This is a genomic window from Thiobacillus sp. SCUT-2 (genome assembly GCF_035621355.1).
GTDB classification, from domain to species: Bacteria; Pseudomonadota; Gammaproteobacteria; order Burkholderiales; family Thiobacillaceae; genus Thiobacillus; species Thiobacillus sedimenti.
The window spans coordinates 2896817-2914956 of sequence record NZ_CP141769.1 but is presented as its reverse complement, the minus strand read 5'-3'; the positions used below and the strand labels follow the sequence as shown (position 1 = coordinate 2914956).

20 protein-coding genes, 1 tRNA gene, 1 other RNA gene and 1 riboswitch are annotated in these 18140 nt (G+C 67.4%); of the genes, 15 read left to right on the top strand and 7 right to left on the bottom strand.

All coding sequences use genetic code 11. From position 1 onward, the window contains the following. Window positions 1-18 precede the first annotated feature (18 nt). From VA613_RS14475 to VA613_RS14455, 5 genes are all read left to right on the top strand, one after another. Window positions 19-1170 (top strand): branched-chain amino acid ABC transporter substrate-binding protein, encoded by a 1152-nt coding sequence (locus VA613_RS14475; protein WP_324779726.1) that lies wholly within the window; start codon window positions 19-21, stop codon window positions 1168-1170. Between the two features lie 40 nt (window positions 1171-1210). After that, window positions 1211-2140 (top strand): branched-chain amino acid ABC transporter permease, encoded by a 930-nt coding sequence (locus VA613_RS14470; RefSeq protein WP_324779725.1) that lies wholly within the window; start codon window positions 1211-1213, stop codon window positions 2138-2140. Beyond that, a complete protein-coding gene (locus tag VA613_RS14465; protein ID WP_407702853.1) occupies window positions 2124-3182 on the top strand; it encodes an ABC transporter permease subunit in 1059 nt (352 codons plus the stop codon). Before VA613_RS14470 ends, VA613_RS14465 begins: the two co-directional genes overlap by 17 nt. Then, window positions 3179-3946, top strand: coding sequence for an ABC transporter ATP-binding protein (locus VA613_RS14460; RefSeq protein WP_324779724.1), 768 nt, complete (start codon window positions 3179-3181; stop codon window positions 3944-3946). Before VA613_RS14465 ends, VA613_RS14460 begins: the two co-directional genes overlap by 4 nt. A 148-nt stretch (window positions 3947-4094) precedes the next feature. Further along, on the top strand, window positions 4095-4808 hold the full coding sequence (locus tag VA613_RS14455) for an ABC transporter ATP-binding protein (RefSeq protein ID WP_407702852.1): 714 nt from the start codon (window positions 4095-4097) through the stop codon (window positions 4806-4808). Here VA613_RS14455 and VA613_RS14450 read toward each other — a convergent pair. From VA613_RS14450 to VA613_RS14435, 4 genes are all read right to left on the bottom strand, one after another. Next, window positions 4793-5404 carry a 5-formyltetrahydrofolate cyclo-ligase gene (locus VA613_RS14450; RefSeq protein WP_324779723.1) on the bottom strand — a complete coding sequence of 204 codons (612 nt, stop codon included), beginning with the start codon at window positions 5402-5404 and terminating at the stop codon, window positions 4793-4795. The two genes, VA613_RS14455 and VA613_RS14450, sit on opposite strands and share 16 nt — an antisense overlap. Before the next feature lie 10 nt (window positions 5405-5414). Beyond that, a non-coding RNA gene (gene ssrS, locus VA613_RS14445) (6S RNA) lies at window positions 5415-5599 on the bottom strand. A 9-nt stretch (window positions 5600-5608) separates the two neighbouring features. Continuing rightward, a complete protein-coding gene (locus VA613_RS14440) occupies window positions 5609-5911 on the bottom strand; it encodes a cell division protein ZapA (protein WP_324779722.1) in 303 nt (100 codons plus the stop codon). Then, window positions 5911-6108 (bottom strand): hypothetical protein, encoded by a 198-nt coding sequence (locus VA613_RS14435; protein ID WP_324779721.1) that lies wholly within the window; start codon window positions 6106-6108, stop codon window positions 5911-5913. Before VA613_RS14435 ends, VA613_RS14440 begins: the two co-directional genes overlap by 1 nt. A gap of 84 nt (window positions 6109-6192) precedes the next feature. After that, window positions 6193-6396, top strand: a riboswitch (cobalamin riboswitch). A 65-nt stretch (window positions 6397-6461) separates the two neighbouring features. Here VA613_RS14435 and VA613_RS14430 point away from each other — a divergent pair. Continuing rightward, the gene (locus tag VA613_RS14430; RefSeq protein ID WP_324779720.1) at window positions 6462-8522 is read left to right on the top strand and encodes a TonB-dependent receptor; all 2061 of its coding nucleotides are present in this window, start codon (window positions 6462-6464) and stop codon (window positions 8520-8522) included. Window positions 8523-8552: 30 nt separating this feature from the next. Here VA613_RS14430 and VA613_RS14425 read toward each other — a convergent pair whose 3' ends face one another. Further along, window positions 8553-9023, bottom strand: coding sequence for a hypothetical protein (locus tag VA613_RS14425; RefSeq protein ID WP_324779719.1), 471 nt, complete (start codon window positions 9021-9023; stop codon window positions 8553-8555). 78 nt (window positions 9024-9101) lie between these two features. Between VA613_RS14425 and cobO the strand changes: the two genes are divergently transcribed. The 8 genes from cobO (at window position 9102) to VA613_RS14385 (ending at window position 15158) form a co-directional block, all read left to right on the top strand. Continuing rightward, window positions 9102-9707, top strand: a complete 606-nt coding sequence (cobO, locus tag VA613_RS14420; RefSeq protein ID WP_324779718.1) for a cob(I)yrinic acid a,c-diamide adenosyltransferase — start codon at window positions 9102-9104, stop codon at window positions 9705-9707. 23 nt (window positions 9708-9730) lie between these two features. Further along, window positions 9731-10636, top strand: a complete 906-nt coding sequence (gene gluQRS / locus VA613_RS14415; protein WP_324779717.1) for a tRNA glutamyl-Q(34) synthetase GluQRS — start codon at window positions 9731-9733, stop codon at window positions 10634-10636. Window positions 10637-10688: 52 nt separating this feature from the next. Further along, window positions 10689-11243, top strand: a complete 555-nt coding sequence (locus VA613_RS14410) for a hypothetical protein (protein ID WP_324779716.1) — start codon at window positions 10689-10691, stop codon at window positions 11241-11243. A 78-nt stretch (window positions 11244-11321) separates the two neighbouring features. Then, window positions 11322-11398 (top strand) — tRNA-Met (locus VA613_RS14405). A gap of 69 nt (window positions 11399-11467) precedes the next feature. Next, window positions 11468-12808, top strand: coding sequence for a tRNA (N6-isopentenyl adenosine(37)-C2)-methylthiotransferase MiaB (gene miaB / locus VA613_RS14400; protein WP_324779715.1), 1341 nt, complete (start codon window positions 11468-11470; stop codon window positions 12806-12808). Beyond that, on the top strand, window positions 12805-13761 hold the full coding sequence (locus tag VA613_RS14395) for a PhoH family protein (protein WP_324779714.1): 957 nt from the start codon (window positions 12805-12807) through the stop codon (window positions 13759-13761). Before miaB ends, VA613_RS14395 begins: the two co-directional genes overlap by 4 nt. 68 nt (window positions 13762-13829) lie before the next feature. Then, the gene (gene ybeY / locus VA613_RS14390) at window positions 13830-14291 is read left to right on the top strand and encodes an rRNA maturation RNase YbeY (RefSeq protein WP_324779713.1); all 462 of its coding nucleotides are present in this window, start codon (window positions 13830-13832) and stop codon (window positions 14289-14291) included. A gap of 6 nt (window positions 14292-14297) precedes the next feature. Beyond that, window positions 14298-15158, top strand: a complete 861-nt coding sequence (locus VA613_RS14385; RefSeq protein WP_324779712.1) for an HlyC/CorC family transporter — start codon at window positions 14298-14300, stop codon at window positions 15156-15158. A gap of 3 nt (window positions 15159-15161) precedes the next feature. Here VA613_RS14385 and VA613_RS14380 read toward each other — a convergent pair whose 3' ends face one another. Then, on the bottom strand, window positions 15162-16307 hold the full coding sequence (locus tag VA613_RS14380; protein WP_324779711.1) for a class I SAM-dependent methyltransferase: 1146 nt from the start codon (window positions 16305-16307) through the stop codon (window positions 15162-15164). Between the two features lie 52 nt (window positions 16308-16359). Between VA613_RS14380 and VA613_RS14375 the strand changes: the two genes are divergently transcribed. Further along, complete coding sequence (locus VA613_RS14375; protein WP_324779710.1) at window positions 16360-17100, top strand: pteridine reductase; 741 nt, start codon at window positions 16360-16362, stop codon at window positions 17098-17100. Between the two features lie 207 nt (window positions 17101-17307). Here VA613_RS14375 and VA613_RS14370 read toward each other — a convergent pair whose 3' ends face one another. Next, window positions 17308-17910 carry a bactofilin family protein gene (locus tag VA613_RS14370; protein WP_324779709.1) on the bottom strand — a complete coding sequence of 201 codons (603 nt, stop codon included), beginning with the start codon at window positions 17908-17910 and terminating at the stop codon, window positions 17308-17310. Window positions 17911-18140 lie beyond the last annotated feature (230 nt).

Below are 18140 nucleotides of genomic sequence, written 5' to 3'. Positions count from 1 at the left end.
GATTGCGGGGATGTCCAGATGACGGGTCACAAGCTGGGTTGGATGGTGGTGGCGGCGGCGCTGCTCGCGGGATGCGGCGACAAGACGCAGCAGCACGGCGACAGCCCGGTTGTCCTGATCGGCCAGGCCTCCCCGCTCACCGGCCCGCAGGCCCATCTCGGCAAGGACAACGAGAACGGCGTGCGCCTGGCGCTCGACGAGATCAACGCCGCCGGCCTCACCCTGGGCGGCAGGAAGGTCACCCTCGAACTGAAGAGCGAGGACGACGGGGCCGATCCCAAGACGGCCACCACCGTGGCGCAGAAACTGGTCGACGAAGGCGTCGTCGGCGTCATCGGCCACCTCAATTCCGGCGCGACCATTCCCGCATCCAAGATCTACTCCGACAACAACGTTCCGCAGATTTCCCCCTCCGCGACCGCGGTGGCCTACACGGCCGCCGGCTACAAGACGGCGTTCCGCGTGATGACCAACGATGCCCAGCAGGGCAGCGTGCTGGGGAACTACGCCGTCACCAAGCTCGGCGCAAAGAAGGTCGCCATCATCGACGACCGCACCGCCTACGGCCAGGGGCTGGCCGACGAAGTCGAGAAGGCGGTCAAGGCCGCCGGCGGCGAAGTCGTCGCGCGCGAGTACACCTCGGATCGCTCGACCGACTTCATGGCGATCCTCACCTCGATCAAGGGCAAGCGTCCCGACCTGGTGTTCTTCGGCGGCATGGACCCGCAGGGTGCCCCGATGGTCAAGCAGATGCGCCAGCTCGGCATGAAGGCGACGTTCCTCGGCGGCGACGGCGTGCAGACACCGAAGTTCATCGAGCTGGCCGGTGCCGACGCCGAAGGCGTGGTGGCCTCCAACCCCGGCCTGCCGCTCGATGCGATGCCGGGCGGTGCCGCATTCAAGGCCAAGTTCGAGGCCAAGTACGGCCAGATCCAGAACTACGCGCCCTATGCCTACGATGCGATGCACGTGCTGGTCGCGGCGATGAAGCGGGCCGACTCGAGCGACCCGGCGAAATACCTCGCCGAACTGCCGAAGACCGACTACGAGGGGGTGACGGGGCGCATCCGTTTCGATGCCAAGGGTGACCTCGCCGGCGGCGCGGTCACGCTCTACCAGGTGAAGGGCGGCAAGTGGCAGCCGCTCGAAACCGTCAAAAGCGGGACTTGAGCTGATGCGAAGCTGATCGGGCCGGCCACGCCGCGCGACGATGGACATCTTCCTGCAACAACTCATCAACGGTCTGGTGCTGGGCAGCGTCTACGCGCTGGTGGCGCTGGGCTACACGATGGTCTACGGCATCCTCGAGCTGATCAATTTCGCCCACGGCGAGATCACCATGATGGGAGCGATGGTCGCGCTGGCGGTGGCCGGCGCGCTGGCGCTCGCGGCGCCGGGCCTGCCGGGCGTGCTGGTGCTGGGCGCGGGTCTGGCGGTGGCGATTCCGGTATGCGTCGCGCTCGGCCTCGTGATCGAGCGCGTCGCCTACCGTCCGCTGCGCCACGCGCCGCGGCTGGCGCCGCTGATCACCGCGATCGGCGTGTCGATCATCCTGCAGAACGTCGCCATGCTGATCTGGGGCAAGCAGTACATTCCGTTTCCGGCCATCCTGCCGGAGGGGCGCCATCACGTTCTCGGTGCGACCATCAGCGACATCCAGGTCGCCATCCTCGTGCTCGCGCTGCTGATCATGCTGGCGCTGGTCATGGTGGTCCAGAAAACGCGGCTGGGCCGGGCCATGCGCGCCACCGCGCAGTCGCGCCAGGTCGCGAGCCTGATGGGGGTCGACGTCAACCGCGTCATTGCCGCCACCTTCGCGATCGGCTCCGCGCTGGCTGCGGTCGCCGGTGTGATGGTGAGCGCTTACTACGGACTCGCGCACTATTACATGGGCTTCCTGCTCGGGCTCAAGGCCTTCTCGGCCGCCGTGCTGGGCGGCATCGGCAACCTGCGCGGGGCGATGCTGGGCGGCCTCCTGCTGGGGCTGATCGAATCCTTCGGTGCCGGCTACATCGGCGATCTCACCGGCGGCTTCCTCGGCAGCAACTATCAGGACGTGTTCGCGTTCTTCGTGCTGATCGCGGTGCTGGTGTTCCGGCCGTCGGGCCTTCTGGGAGCGCGCGTTGTCGAGCGGGCCTAAGTCGCGCTGGCTGACTTTCGGCCTGTTCGCGCTGGGCCTCGCGCTGCTGCCCTTCCTCGTCGACGCCGGCATGGGGCGCTCGTGGGTGCGCCTGCTCGACCTCGCGCTGCTCTACGTGATGCTCGCCCTCGGGCTCAACATCGTCGTCGGCTATGCCGGCCTGCTCGATCTCGGCTACGTCGCCTTCTACGCGCTCGGCGCCTACGTCTACGCGTGGCTTGCGAGCCCGCAATTCGGCCTGCACCTGCCGTTCTGGGCGATCCTGCCGCTGGGGGCGGCGCTCGCCGCGCTGTTCGGGGTCCTGCTCGGCACTCCCACGCTGCGGCTGCGCGGCGACTACCTTGCCATCGTCACGCTGGGCTTCGGCGAGATCATCCGCATCTTCATGAACAACCTGAACGCGCCCGTCAACATCACCAACGGCCCGCAGGGGATCAACCTGATCGATCCGGTGCGCCTCGGCGGCTTCAGCCTCAGCCAGTCGCATCAGCTCCTCGGCATTACCTTCACCGGTGTGCACCTCACGTATTACCTGTTCCTGCTGTTCACGCTGGCGGTGATCTTCATCTCGATGCGGCTGGAGGATTCGCGCATCGGCCGCGCCTGGGTCGCCATCCGCGAGGACGAGATCGCCGCGGCCGCGACCGGCATCAACACGCGCAACCTCAAGCTGCTCGCGTTCGCCATGGGCGCCACCTTCGGCGGGCTCGCCGGCGGCCTGTTCGCGAGCTTCCAGGGCTTCATCAGCCCCGAGTCGTTCAACCTGATGGAGTCGATCATGATCCTCTGCATGATCGTGCTGGGCGGCATGGGGCACATCCCGGGCGTGATCTTCGGCGCGATCCTGCTGACCCTGTTGCCCGAGGCCTTGCGCTACACGGGCGACTGGCAGCGCAGCCTGTTCGGGCACGTCTACGTCGATCCGGCCGACCTGCGCATGCTGCTGTTCGGCGTCGCGCTGGTCGCGGTCATGCTGTATCGCCCGGCCGGTCTCCTGCCTTCGCGCCGTCGCCGCCGCGAATTCGCCGACGCCGAGGCATGAGTGCGCTGCTGACCGTTACTGGCGTGAGCAAGGCGTTCGGCGGCCTGCAGGCCCTGTCCGACGTTTCGCTGCAGGTGAACGCGGGCGAGATATTCGGCCTCATCGGCCCCAACGGCGCCGGCAAGACGACGCTGTTCAATGCCCTGACCGGGCTCTATTCGGTCGACCGCGGCGAAGTGCGCCTCGATGGCGCCCGTCTCGACGGGCGCAAGCCGCACGAGGTGCTGAAGGCGGGCCTCGCGCGTACCTTCCAGAACATCCGCCTGTTCGCCGAGATGACGGCGCTGGAGAACGTGCTGGTCGGGCGCCATGCGCGTACCGCCAGTGGCGTCCTCGGCGCCGTGCTGCGGTTGCCGGCGGCGCGCCGCGAGGAAGCCGATTCGCGCGCGCGCGCGCACGCGCTGCTCGAACGCGTGGGCATCGCATCGCATGCGCGCCGCCTCGCGAAAAACCTGTCCTATGGCGACCAGCGGCGGCTCGAGATCGCACGCGCGCTGGCAACCGAGCCGACGATCCTCGCGCTCGACGAGCCCGCCGCCGGCATGAATCCGGCCGAGCGCGCCGCGCTGCGCGAACTGCTGCTGCAGCTGCAGGCAGGCGGCGTGACGCTGCTGCTCATCGAGCACGACGTGAAGCTGGTGATGGGTCTGTGCAACCGCCTCGCGGTGCTCGACTACGGCGTGAAGATCGCCGAGGGCACGCCCGATATCGTCGGCCGCGACCCCAAGGTCGTCGCGGCCTATCTCGGCGACGAGGCGATATGAGCGCATCCAATCGGTTTGGGCCCAGCGTTCGCCCCCTCTCCCGCGTGCGGGAGAGGGTTGGGGAGAGGGCGCGGAGCCATCGGTTTGGGCCCAGCGTTCGCCCCCTCTCCCGCACGCGGGAGAGGGGGGGGGAGAGGGGGCGAAGCGCATGAGCGCTTTGCTCGAAGTCGGCCGCCTCTCGGTCGCGTACGGCGGCATCCACGCGGTGCGCGAGCTGAGCCTCGAGGTGGCGTCAGGCGAGCTGGTCTGCCTGATCGGCGCCAACGGCGCCGGCAAGACCACCACGCTCAAGGCGATCAGCGGGCTGATCGCGCCGCAGGGCGGCAGCGTGCATTTCGACGGCCGCTCGATCACGCGCCTGCCGGCGCACGAGGTGGCGCGGCGCGGGCTCTCGCTGGTGCCGGAGGGGCGCGGCGTGTTCCCGCGCATGTCGGTCGCCGAGAATCTGCTGATGGGCGCCTACGCGCGCAACGACCGCGCCGCGATCGCGCGCGACCTCGACGAGGTCTACGCCCTGCTGCCGAGGCTCACCGAGCGCCGCACGCAGATGGCAGGCCTGCTGTCGGGCGGCGAGCAGCAGATGCTGGCGCTCGGGCGGGCGATGATGGCGCGCCCGCGGCTCCTGCTGCTCGACGAGCCGAGCATGGGCCTCGCGCCGCTGATGGTGCAGGCCGTGTTCGACATCATTCGCCGCATCGCGGCGTCGGGCGTCGCGGTCCTGCTGATCGAGCAGAACGCCCACCTCGCGCTGAAGACCTGCGCGCGCGGCTACGTGCTGGAGAACGGCGTCATCACGCTGAGCGGCGCGGCCTCCGACCTCGCGGCCGATCCCGCGGTGCGCCAGGCCTATCTCGGCGAGTGAGCCTTGCCGCGATGTGAGTTGTCGAAGCGGTGCAGCCGGCGCTCGGTCAGCACCGCGTCGAGCGGCATGTCCCACGGCTCGCGCGGCAGCGCGTCCACCCGCTGGCATTCGTAGGCGATGCCGACGAGGCGCGGCTTGCGCCACAGGCGGCGGTGCTGCATGAACGCCAGCGTCGCATCGTAGTAGCCGCCGCCCATTCCCAGCCGGTAGCCTGCGCGGTCGAACCCCACCAGCGGCATCAGCAGAAGATCGAGCTGGCGCGCACGCAGCGGTTTGGCGTCGCGCGGCTCGGGAATGCCGTAGCGGTTCGGTGCCATCCGGGTGTGGCGGCCAGCCCGACCGAAGCGCATCACGCGGCCGCGGCGCGGCAGGATCGGCAGATAGCATTCACGCTGCATGCACAAGGCCTGGTTGAGCAGGGGATGGACGTCGAACTCGCCGCCCTGCGGCAGGTAGAAGCCGATGCGCCGGGCGCGCAGCAGCAGGCCGTGGCGCAGCGCCAGCCTCAGCGCAACGCGCGCGGCGTGGCGACGCTCGGCCGGCCGCATGGCCTTGCGCGCCGCCTTGAGCTGGCGCCTGAGGGTGTATTTGTCCATGAGAGGGAAGGGGCTCCCCGCCTGTGCCGTGACCAGCCGCGGACTCTTGAACCTGGGTTCAAGATGGCCGCGATCAAAGGCGCTTTGGGCACATGAGGCGTGTCACGCGCACACCCGCACCGGAATAGACCGCAGCCTTGCACGTATGCATTGGTTCAGAGAAATTGCAGCCGGCCTCGAACACCGCAGGGAGCGGAGTCAAGTTTAGAAGAGTTTGTCCTGATCTTCCAGCACGGCGTCGAGCAGGGCGTTGCAGTGCGTCAGGCGGGCACGTGCGTCGTCGGCCAGGCTGCCGCCGCCCTGGGTGAGCAGGTCGTGCGCCAGGTTGAGTCCCGCCATGATCGCGATCCGTTCGCCGCCGATGACCTTGCTGCTGTCTCGGATCTCGCGCATCTTGCGGTCGAGGAAGTCGGCCGCGGCGAGCAGCCCCGATTCCTCCTCGCGCGAGCACGCCACCTTGTAGGCGCGGCCGAGGATGTGGATTTCGATCGAGCGCGGTCCGGCCATCAGACGTCCTCCGGAAGGGTGTCGAGCAGGCCCTGCAGCCGGTTTCGGGCCGCTTCCAGGCGGGTGTTCAGCTGCTTGTTGTCCTGCTGCGCGGCAAGCAGCTGCTGGCGCAGCGCGATGTTCTCGCGCCGCAGCGCATGGCACAGCTCGGCCACCTGGCGGATCTTCGCTTCGAGGGAATCGAGTTCGGCGTGCATGGCGGGACTATAGGGGCCGGCGCGCAGGCGGTCAATCGGCCCCGTCGTCGCAAGGGGCATCGTGCCGTGCGGGCGTGCCGCCGATATAATGCGCGCCTTCAGGTGCCGACGCGGCGTTCCGCCGCCGAGGATAAACGGGAAACAGGTGCGTGGTCGCGACCACCATGCCTGTGCTGCCCCCGCAACGGTAAGCGCTAAACGGTTCATCACCCACGCCACTGGGCTCGCCCGGGAAGGCGATGAATTTCAGGCGCGAGCCCGGATACCGGCCTGTGCCCCGCATGCGTCTAGCCTGCGGAGGATCGTGCAACGCGCCTGCGGGGAACCAGGTGCACCAACCGGATCGTTACATCATGCGCCAAACCTCTCTCGCCCTTGCGCTGGGCCTGGTCTTTGCTTCGCCTGTCCGGGCGGAAACTCTGCCTGAATACGTGGCCGATACCATCGTGGTGACGCCGACGCGTTTCAGCGATATCGCGACCGATCGCGCAGTGAACGTTACCGTCATTTCGCGCGCCGACATCGAGCGCAATCCCGCGGTGACCCTTCCCGAAATTCTTCAGGATTACGCAGGCATCGGCATGCGCGACCTGTTCGGCAACAATGCGTCGGACAGCACGGTCGACCTGCGCGGGTTTGGTGCCGCCGCCGAGCAGAACACCTTGATTCTGGTGGATGGCGTGAAACAGAACGACATCGATCTGTCCGGCGTGGTCTGGTCGGCGATCCCGCTGTCGGCCATCGAGCGCATCGAAATCGTGCGTGGCGGAAGCAGCGTACTGCATGGCGCCGGTGCAGTGGGCGGCGTCATCAACATCATTACCCGCTCGCCGAAGGACCGATCCAACGAAGCCACGGCGGGTGCCCGCTATGGCAGCTTCAACACCCGCAACGTGCACGCGACGGGCAATCTGGTCGGGAGGAATGTGGGACTGACGCTCGCCGCCAGCAATGACCGTTCCGATGGCTGGCGCGAAAACAATGAAAATCGCCAGAGTAATTTTTACGGCAATGCCCGCTGGAAACTCGATGACGGCGAGGTCGGGTTCAAGCTTGGCGCGGACACCCAACGTCTTCGCTTGCCGGGCGGGCGCTTCGTCGAACCGGACCAGAACCTGAACGAACTGGCGACCAATCCAAGGGGCGCGCAGACGCCGCGCGACTGGGCGAATCGAGACGGGTGGCTGGCAGCGCTCAGCGGCCAGTTCCGGTTGCCGAAGGGCGAATTCGCCGCGGACCTGAACTACCGCAGCAAGGAGCAGGAAGCGTATTTCTACTATGGCGGCTCCCCGGACTACCGCAGGACCACGCTCGACATGTGGACCTTCTCGCCGCGGGTCAAGCTGCCGCTGCGGATGGGCGGGCTGGAACACGAAGTCATCCTGGGCCTCGACCAGGAGCTGTGGGATTACGCGCTCGCGGTATCCAACGACCCTGCCAATATCGGCCAGCCGATCAATCGCGTGCAGGCCGACCAGCGCAACACTGCGCTCTATGCGCAAGATCACCTGCGCGTGAGCGATGCGCTGAGCGTGACCGCGGGTGCGCGGGTGGAATGGTTCCACATCAAGGCCGCGGACCATCTCGATCCTGCTGCGCCTGGAAGTGCGATCTGGGATACCGCTGCGCCTGCGGGCGAGCAGAGCGAACGCGAATCCGCCTGGGACCTCGGGGCGCGCTATCGAGTCGCGCCCGGGCAGACGATTTACGCCAAGGCCGGCCGCAGTTTCCGCTTTGCGAACGTGGACGAGATCTACGAATACTCACCCACTTACGCGCGACAATTCCAGTTCCTCAAGCCACAGACCGCTTATGATCAGGAGCTGGGCTGGGAGTTCGGCACCGCCCGCCATGGCGGGCGGGTCGCGCTCTACCATGCGCAGGTCGAGGACGAGATCCATCTAGATCCCTACAGCGCGGGGGTTGGCAACACAAACCTGCCGCCGCTGCGCCGCTACGGGGTCGAGGTCGAGGGCCGTGGCAGCGTGGGCGCCGTCGACCTTTCGGCAGCCTACACCCTGGCCTTTGCCGAATTCACGAGCGGCGTCTTCAACGGTGTCCCGCTTAAAGGGAACACCGTGCCTCTCGTGCCGCGGCACAAGCTCGCCCTCATCGCAACGTGGAACATCGGCGCCGCGACACGCCTGACCGGCAGCGCCAATTACGTCAGCAACCAGTACATGGACAATGACGAGCCCAATACGCTGGGGGTGAAGATCCCCGCGTATGCCGTGGCCGATGTCCGGCTGGAGCATGGCGTCGGCAACTGGAAATTCGCCGCAGCAGTCAACAACCTGTTCGATGAGAAATACTACACGTACGCCGTCCGGAGCCAGTTCAATGCCGACCGTTACTCGGCCTACCCGCTGCCCGGTCGACATGGCTGGGTCAGCGCGGAATACCGGTTCAGGTAAAGTAGGTGCGGTTGCCTTGTGATCGTACCGTCAGCGGACGTTGACGTCGCTGCGCACATTCCGCCGCACGACAACCTGCGTATCCTTGAGCCTGACCTCGACGGGCTTCGTCGGCGTGATGACGAGGCCGTAATCGCCGGCCTCGCGAGGCCATGCGGTCAGCATGTTGCGCAGGATGTACGGCGCGCCTTCGGGCCGGTCCTGCGTGCCGGTGTTGTTCATGTTGAAGGTGCCTGAAGCGACGGGCGCTCCGTCCTTGCTGAGAACGGCGTGGTAGGTGTTCCACTTGCCGACCTCCGCGGGATCGTCCGCCTGCTGCGCGCGGAAGTTGATCGCGACGGGTGCCATCTCCGGCGTGAGGGAAAGCGTGACGGGGCCGTAGCCGCCGTCGCTGTTCTCGGTGACGGGGACGGTCTGCGCGTGTTCGCCGGTCGTGAGGCCGTCGCATCCCGCGATCGAAAATGCCGCGACGAGGCACGAAAGAAGGAGGGTGCTTTGCATCGCCCGCATGGCGTCAGCCTCTCTTGGTTTCGTTAACATAGATACACACTGACACGGAACAGCCTTGCAGGAAACCCCATGAACGAAGCTGATCGTAACGCCCGCCACGCCGCCCGCATGGCGCGCAAGAAGGCGGCGGTCGACGCCGCCATCGCGGCCGCCACCGACGAGCGTGGGCTGCTGATCGTCCTCACCGGCAACGGCAAGGGCAAGAGCACGTCGGCGTTCGGCATGGTGGCGCGGGCGCTCGGCCATGGCATGAAGGTCGGCGTGGTGCAGTTCATCAAGAGCCGCACCGACACCGGCGAGGAGGCGTTTCTCGGTCGGCAGCCCGGCGTCGAATGGAACGTCACCGGCGACGGCTTCACCTGGGATACGCAGAACCGTGCGCAGGACATCGCCACCGCCGAGCGTGGCTGGGCGATCGCTGCGCGCATGCTCAGCGACCCTTCTTACCAGCTGGTGGTGCTCGATGAACTGACCTATCTGTTGAGCTACGGCTATCTCGATGCCGACGTCGTGCTCGACGCGCTCGCGCAGCGCCCGCCGATGCAGCACGTCGTCGTCACCGGCCGCGCGGCGTCTGACGCGCTGGTCGAGCTGGCCGACACGGTGTCGGTGATCGCCGACGAGAAGCACGCCTTCCGTGCCGGCGTGAAGGCGCAGCCGGGCATCGATCTCTAGCGCGTGCACGGCATAATCGCCGGGTGATTCCCGCATCCTACGTCGGACGCTTCGCGCCGTCTCCCACCGGCCCCCTGCATTTCGGCTCGCTCGTCGCCGCGCTGGCGAGCTGGCTCGACGCGCGCGCCTTGGGCGGACATTGGCTTGTGCGCATGGAAGACCTCGACCGCCTGCGCTGCAGCCAGGCTGCCGCCGACATCATCCTGCGCCAGCTCGAGGCCTATGGCCTCACCTGGGACCGTGCCGTGCTCGTCCAGTCGCGGCGCGACGAGGCCTATGCGGCAGCACTGGATGCGCTGCGCGCGCAAGGCGCCGTCTTCGCGTGCACCTGCACGCGCAGCCAGCTGGCGGACGCGCCGCGCAATGCGGAGGGCGAGCTCGTCTACCCGGGCACCTGCCGCCTGCACGCGGTGCCGCGCGGCGAGCACCATGCCTGGCGGGTGCGGGTGCAGGATGTGAGCGTCGACTTCGTCGACCGCATCCGTGGCGTGTTGCAACAGGATCTCGCGCGCGAGGTCGGCGACTTCGTCGTCAGGCGCGCCGACGGACTCTTCGCATACCAGCTGGCCGTGGTCGTCGACGACGCCTTCCAGGGCGTCACTCACGTCGTGCGCGGCGCCGATCTCCTGTGGAACACGCCGCGCCAGATTTATCTGCAGCGCCTGCTCGGCCTGCCAACCCCGATCTACGCGCATGTTCCGCTGGTCACCAACGCCGCCGGGCAGAAGCTGTCCAAGCAGACGCTCGCCCCCGCGCTGCCCGAGACCGGACGCCGCGCCGTGCTGGCCGAGGCGCTCGCCGCCCTCGGCCATCCGCCTCCGGCCGAACTGGTCGGCACAGCCCCGGCGGATCTTCTGGGTTGGGCGAGCGCTCACTGGCGTATCGAAAACGTGCCGCTGCACCCCACCATTGCCAAGCCGCTGGCCTGACCGGACAATCCACTCACCGCTCACCACTCACCACTCACCACTCACCAAGAACATGGCCCAACTGCCCCCCGCCGTCGAACAGGTCCTGCGCGTCCACGCATCCTTCATCCACACCGTCGTCAATGCGCTGCGCGACCGCAGCCAGCTGCCCGACCTGATGAAGCAGCTCGACGCCGCCGAGCAGGCCGGCTGGGCGCGGCTGGTCGGCGCCCTCAGACATGTCATCAACGGGCGCCGCGACCCCTCGATCAAGCTGGGGCTGGACGAGGAGGACGGCATCCTGCTCGACGCCATCCTGCGCGGCTTCGACAATCCGGCGACGCTGCCGCCGCTGGATGCCCAGCCGGATGGCAGCGCGGCGGCACCGGGTCTGGCCGCGCTGATCGACGCCTCGGCACGGGGCGATGCGCAGGCGATGTCCGTGCTCGCCAACATGGCCGAGCAGATGATGAAGGCAGGGGGCGACATGGCGCGTCTCGGCGGCGTGATGCGGCGGCTCGTCAACGGCGAGCGCGACGCCGACCAGCTCACCCGTGGCATGGGGCCGCTGGGCCGCGAGCTGCTGATCAGCCTGCTCGACGAACTGGCCAAGCTGCGCCCGCAGTGAGGGGCCTGCGGGATTTTGACAGCGCGCCGCCTGCTCGGCTACAATGCCCGGCTTTCCGGCGCCCTGTCGCCAGAAAAAGGTGATGTAGCTCAGTCGGTTAGAGCATCGGATTCATAATCCGGGGGTCGACAGTTCAAGTCTGTCCATCACCACCAGATTCCTGCCTGCCGCCGTTTTCGCGCGGCAGTCTCCGCCCCCAGTCTATCCACTGTCCCGGCGCGCTCATGAAGAAGATCTACATCAAAACCTTCGGCTGTCAGATGAACGAGTACGACTCGGACAAGATGGCCGACGTGCTGAATGCATCCGAAGGCCTGACCCCGACGGCCACGCCGGAGGACGCCGACGTCATCCTGTTCAACACCTGCTCGGTGCGCGAGAAGGCGCAGGAGAAGGTGTTCCACGACCTCGGCCGGGTGCGCCACCTGAAGCAGGCCAACCCCGACCTCATCATCGGCGTCGGCGGCTGCGTCGCATCGCAGGAGGGTGCGGCCATCGTCGCGCGCGCGCCCTTCGTCGACGTGGTGTTCGGCCCGCAGACGCTGCACCGCCTGCCCGAGCTGATCGCCAGGAAGCGCGAGACCGGCCGTGCGCAGGTCGACATCAGCTTCCCCGAGATCGAGAAGTTCGACCACCTGCCGCCGCCGCGCGTCGAGGGTGGCGCGGCCTTCGTGTCGATCATGGAAGGCTGCTCCAAGTACTGCACCTTCTGCGTCGTACCCTACACGCGCGGCGAGGAGGTGTCGCGCCCGTTCGACGACGTCATCGCCGAGGTGGCCAATCTCGCCGCCCACGGTGTCAAGGAAGTCACGCTGCTGGGGCAGAACGTCAACGCCTACCAGGGCGCGCTGCACGACGGCGGCACCGCCGATTTCGCCTTCCTGCTCGAGATGGTGCACGAGATCCCCGGCGTCGAACGGATCAGGTACACGACGAGCCATCCGCGCGAGATGACGCAGCGCCTGATCGAGTGCTACGGCAAGCTGCCGAAGCTCGTGTCGCACCTGCACCTGCCGGTGCAGTCGGGCTCCGACCGCATCCTCGCGGCGATGAAGCGCGGCCACACCGTGCTCGAGTTCAAGTCGATCATCCGCAAGCTGCGCGAACAGCGCCCCGACCTGTGCCTGTCGTCGGACTTCATCGTCGGTTTTCCCGGCGAGACCGCGGCGGACTTCGAGGCGACGATGAAACTCGTGAAGGAACTCAACTTCGACGCCAGCTTCTCCTTCATCTACAGCAAGCGCCCCGGCACCCCGGCGGCGGACTATCCTGACGATGTGAGCGCAGAACTCAAGACCCGGAGACTGATGCAGCTGCAGGCGCAGATCGAGGCGCAGGCACAGGACGTCAACCGCGCCATGGTCGGCACGGTACAGCGCGTGCTGGTCGAGGGGCACGCGCGCAAGAACGCGGATGAGCTGGCCGGCCGCACCGACAACAACCGCATCGTCAACTTCCCCGGCCACCCTCGGCTCATCGGGCAGTTCGTCGACGTCACCATCACCGAGGCCTACCCGCACAGCCTGCGCGGCGAAGTCGCCACCACCGAAACGGAAACCGCTTGAAGACCGACATCGTCGAACTGCGACTCGCGCCGGAAGACAACCGGCGGCTCGCCAACCTGTGCGGTCCGATGGACGAGAACCTGCGCCAGATCGAGGCGGCGTTCGACGTCACCATCGGTCGCCGCGGCGCGAGCTTTCGGGTCAGCGGCGAGGCCGCGCAGGCCGAGAAGGGCGCGCAGGCGGTCGAGCATTTCTACAACCGTGCGCACGACGAACTCAGCCTCGACGACATCCAGCTGGGCCTGGTCGAGCTCACGCGCGGCCGTGCCGACGAGGAGGGCCCGGCGCTGCGCACGCGGCGCGCCGACCTGCGCGCACGCACCCCGCGCCAGGGCGAATACATCGAACAGATCCGCAGCCATGACATCACCTTCGGCATCGGCCCCGCCGGCACCGGCAAGACCTACCTCGCGGTCGCGTGCGCGGTCGACGCGCTCGAGCGCGAGCAGGTGAAGCGCCTGGTGCTGACGCGCCCGGCGGTCGAGGCCGGCGAGCGCCTGGGCTTCCTGCCGGGCGATCTCACGCAGAAGGTCGATCCCTACCTGCGCCCGCTGTACGACGCGCTATACGACCTGATGGGCTTCGACAAGGTCACGCGCCTCATCGAGCGCCACGCCATCGAGGTCGCGCCGCTCGCGTTCATGCGCGGCCGCACGCTCAACCACGCCTTCATCATCCTCGACGAGGCGCAGAACACCACGCCCGAGCAGATGCAGATGTTCCTGACCCGCATCGGCTTCGGCGCCAAGGCGGTCGTCACCGGCGACCCGACGCAGATCGATTTGCCGAAGCATGTGAAGTCGGGCCTGATGGATGCGGCCGATGTCCTGGAAGGCGTGCGCGGACTGGCGTTCACCTATTTCCAGTCGGAGGACGTCGTGCGCCACCCGCTGGTCGGCCGCATCGTCGACGCCTACGCCGCGAAGCGCGCGGCGGAGAGGCCGGGCACATGAGCAGGAGGCTTACGCGAACGTGCGTAAACAAGCCCTCCTCCCCCGCAAGCGGCGGAGGGGAGTAAACGATGCCCTCGCCTGAATTTTCGCTGTCGGTGCAGTTCGCCAGCGCGGCGGACGATCTGCCGAGCCGCGCGCAGGTCCGCCGCTGGGTCGCGGCCGCGCTGGAACATCCCGCCGAGGTCACCGTGCGCATCGTCGATGCCGACGAGGCGCAGGCGCTGAATCAGGATTTTCGCAAGAAGGGCTACGTGCCCAACGTGCTGACCTTCGAGTATGGCGAGGTCGGCCGTGATGAATCAGGGCGGGGCGTGCTCGGCGGCGACGTGGTGATCTGTGCGCCGGTGGTCGAGCGCGAGGCACGCGAGCAGGACAAGCCGCTGAAGCATCATTACGCGCACATGACCATCCACGGCGTGCTGCATCTGCAGGGCTACGACCACCTCGACCCCGCGGACGCCGACATCATGGAATCGCGCGAAGCCGTTATACTGAAACGCTTCCACATTCCCAATCCCTATCAGTCCTGACCCACTATGGACCCCGACAGTAGTCCGCACAAACCGAGCCTCCTCGAGCGCCTCTCGCACTGGCTGATGCGCGAACCCGAAGACCGTGAACAGCTGATCGAGCTGCTGCACGGCGCCTACGAAAACAACCTGATGGATGCCGACGCCCTGGCGATGATCGAGGGCGTGCTGCAGGTGTCCGAGATGCGCGTCGGCGAGATCATGATCCCGCGCGCGCAGATGGACGTCATCGACATCAACGATCCGCCCGAGAAGTTCATCCCCTTCGTCATCGAGACCGCGCACTCGCGCTTCCCGGTCATCGACAAGGACCGCGACGACGTCATCGGCATCCTGCTGGCCAAGGACCTGCTGCGCCACTACGCCGAATCCGACAGCGACATCCGCGGCATGCTGCGCCCGGCCGTGTTCATTCCGGAGTCGAAGCGGCTCAACGTGCTCCTGAAGGAGTTCCGTTCCAACCGCAACCACATCGCCATCGTCGTCGACGAATACGGCGGCGTCGCGGGGCTGGTCACGATCGAGGACGTGCTGGAGCAGATCGTCGGCGACATCGAGGACGAATACGACTTCGACGAGACCGAGGACAACATCATCCGCGAGAACGAGGGCGTGTTCCGCGTGAAGGCCGGCACCGAGATCGCCGACTTCAACCAGACCCTGGGATCGAGCTTCTCAGACGAGGAATTCGACACCGTCGGCGGGCTCGTCATCTCGCGTTTCGGCCACCTGCCCAAGCGCGGCGAAGCGGTGAAGTTCGACGGCTTCCAGTTCAACGTGCTGCGCGCCGACAGCCGTCGCCTGCACGCGGTACGCGTCACGCGCCTGAAGCCGGAAGAAGCCGACGCCCAGTTGCCGCTGGTCTGAAGCCTACAGCGTGTACTGACGGTCGCCGCGCGCGAATGCCGCCAGCGGTGCGACGTCACCCTTGGTTAGCCCGATCACCTTGAACAGTTCGCCCATCTCCGCCGGCGACACCAGCCGTTGCGCCGCGTTCGCCTGCGGCAGGTACGCCGCCGCGTCCTCGGGCGGCGTCTGCATCAGCAGCTCGGTCAGCCCCCCGTTCAGCAGAAAGCTCGCCTGGCTGGTGTAGCCGGCGAGCGTCAGTCCCGCCGCCATACCCGCATGCGCCACCGCGCTGAAATCGACGTGGGCGGTGAGGTCGCACAGCCCCGGAAGATGAAAGGGATCGTCGAGCGCATGGTGGCGGTAGTGCGCGCGCAGCGTGCCCATGTGGCGTTGCGGGTGGTAGTACTCGGCGGCGACGAAGCCGTAGTCGATCAGCAGGATCAGGCCCCGTTCGAGCGCATCGGCGAGCGAGGCGATCAGCGCGTCGGCGGCGAGGTTGATCTCCGACACGTAGCCCGGCGCGAGGTCGAGTGCCTCGGCGCGGGCGCGCAACACCGGGTCGGCGATCGCACGGTCCTGCCAGCCGAATTGCTCGCCCTCGACGGTCACGCCGTGCGCCATCGGCCCAGCGTCGGTCCAGTGCACCAGCTCGACCGGCAGCGCGTCGAGCACCTCGTTGCCGAGCATCACACCGCGGAAATGTGCGGGCAGCGCGTCGAGCCACTGCACCCGTGCCGCGAGCTGCGGGCAGTCGCGCGCGAGTGTGTTCTGCTGCCGCTGGCGCAGGTCGGGGCTCGGCTCAAGAATCCGATAGCGCGCGGGCAACGCACCCAGCCGCTCCAACTCGCCGAGCAGATCGGCCGCCAGCCGCCCGCTGCCGGCGCCCAGCTCCAGCACGTCGCCACCGGTTTCGGCGAGCACCGGCGCGATCGCGTGCGCCAGCGTGCGGCCGAACAGCGGCGTCATCTCGGGCGCGGTGACGAAGTCGCCTGCGGCACCGAATTTCGTCGACCCGGCGGCGTAGTAGCCGAGCCCCGGCGCGTAAAGCGCCGCTTCCATGAAGCGTGAGAACGGAAGCCAGCCGCCGGCCTCGACGATCAGCGACCGCAGATGCGCGGCGACGCGCTGGCTGTGCGCGAAGGCGTCGGCGGAGGGGGCGGGCAGCATGCGGCGTGTTCGGGGATAATGCGCAATCCACGGACTATAAGGGTGAATCCCGATGCATGGCAAAGTCGCACTGATCACCGGCGGGGCCAAGCGGGTGGGCGCGGCGTCGGCGCGCCTGCTGCACCAGGCCGGCGCCAACCTGATGATCCACTACCGCAGCTCGGCAACCGATGCGCGCGCGCTGCAGGACGAACTCAACGCCATCCGCCCCGATTCGGTCGCGCTGATCCAGGCCGACCTGCACGACACGCACGGCCTGCCCGCGCTGGTCAACCAGACGGTCGCGACCTTCGGCGGCCTCGATCTGCTGCTCAATAACGCCTCGAGCTTCTATCCCACGCCGGTCGGCACCATTAGCGAGGACGACTGGTTCGACCTCATGGGCAGCAACCTCAAGGCGCCGATGTTCCTGTCGCAGGCCGCCGCGCCCGAACTGCGGAAACGCCGCGGCTGCATCATCAACATCACCGACATCCACGCCGAGCGGCCGATGAAGAACTATGTCGTGTATTCGGTCGCCAAGGCGGGACTGGTCGGCCTGACCAAGTCTCTGGCGCGCGAGCTCGCGCCCGAAGTGCGCGTCAACGGCATCGCGCCGGGCCCCATCATGTGGCCCGACGGCGACGCCAATTTCGACGAGGTCTCGCGCCAGCGCATCATCTCGCACACCATGCTCAAACGCGCCGGCGATCCCACCGATATCGCGTTGGCGGTGCGTTTCTTCGCGATGGATACGCACTACGTGACGGGCCAGATCCTGGCCGTGGACGGCGGGCGCAGCGCGAAGCTCTAGCCGCCGCAGCGAGCTTCAGCTTCGCCGCCGTGCGCTGCCGGTCAAGCAGCAGCGCCGCGAGGCGGTTCAGCTCGCCGTCCGGATGCACGGCGCGCAGGCGCGACACGACCCGGCGCGAGCCGACGTGCAGGATGTTGCGTTCGAGCGCGCGATGGGGCGCCGCCGCTGTCGCGCGTCGGCGACAACGGCGATTCCAGGAAACGCCGTTCAAGCGTGGCGCCGCTGGTTGCGCGCGAACACGGAGGCCTGGCTGTCCTCCGACTTGTCGGCGCTGGTGTCGCTCGCCGCCGCCGGCGTCGAGGCAGTCGCATTGGCGAGGCCGGAGCCGGCCGCATGCGTCGCCATGTTGCCGGTGATCGTGCCGCCTTCCTCGACCATCAGCGCGCCGTAGCGGATGGTGCCGTTGACCTTGCCGGTCGAATAGATGACCAGGCGCTTGCGCGCCGTCAGTTCGCCCTCGAACGTGCCGCGGACTTCGGCGACGTCGATTTCGGCCTTGCCCGAAAACACGCCGCCCTCGGCGATGCGGATGTCTCGGCTGTTCATCGACGCCTCCACGCGGCCTTCCACCACCAGGATTTCGCAATCGGTGATCTCCGAGCCTTTCAGCTTGATGTTGGGGCCGACAATGAGCTTGCTGCCTTCCTGGGCCGGCGCCGACGGGCTGGCCGCTTGCTGCGCAGGGGCCTTGGAAGCCTCGGGCGTGCGGCCGGATTCGGCGGGACGGGACGGGTAGCCGGTGGCGCCGATCTGCGGCGATTCGCTTCGCGATGCGCTGGTATTGCCGGGTTGCATGAAGGACTTGAGCATGGGGGTCTCTCTCTCGTATCTGGGTTGAAACGCTCTGGTGTGGTTGCGCCCGGAATTGGGCGCGAGGGGGCTAACGCAACGGCCGTGCCAGTACAAGAAAGCGCTGTTTAAACAGGCGAGTAGGAAACGACCGTGGCTGGAGCCCGCGCCAAGGGCGGCGGAAGCGTCGCTCAGCGGCGACGCGACATGAAAGGCGTCTCAGGAATACGTCGGGAAAACAGAAAGATAGG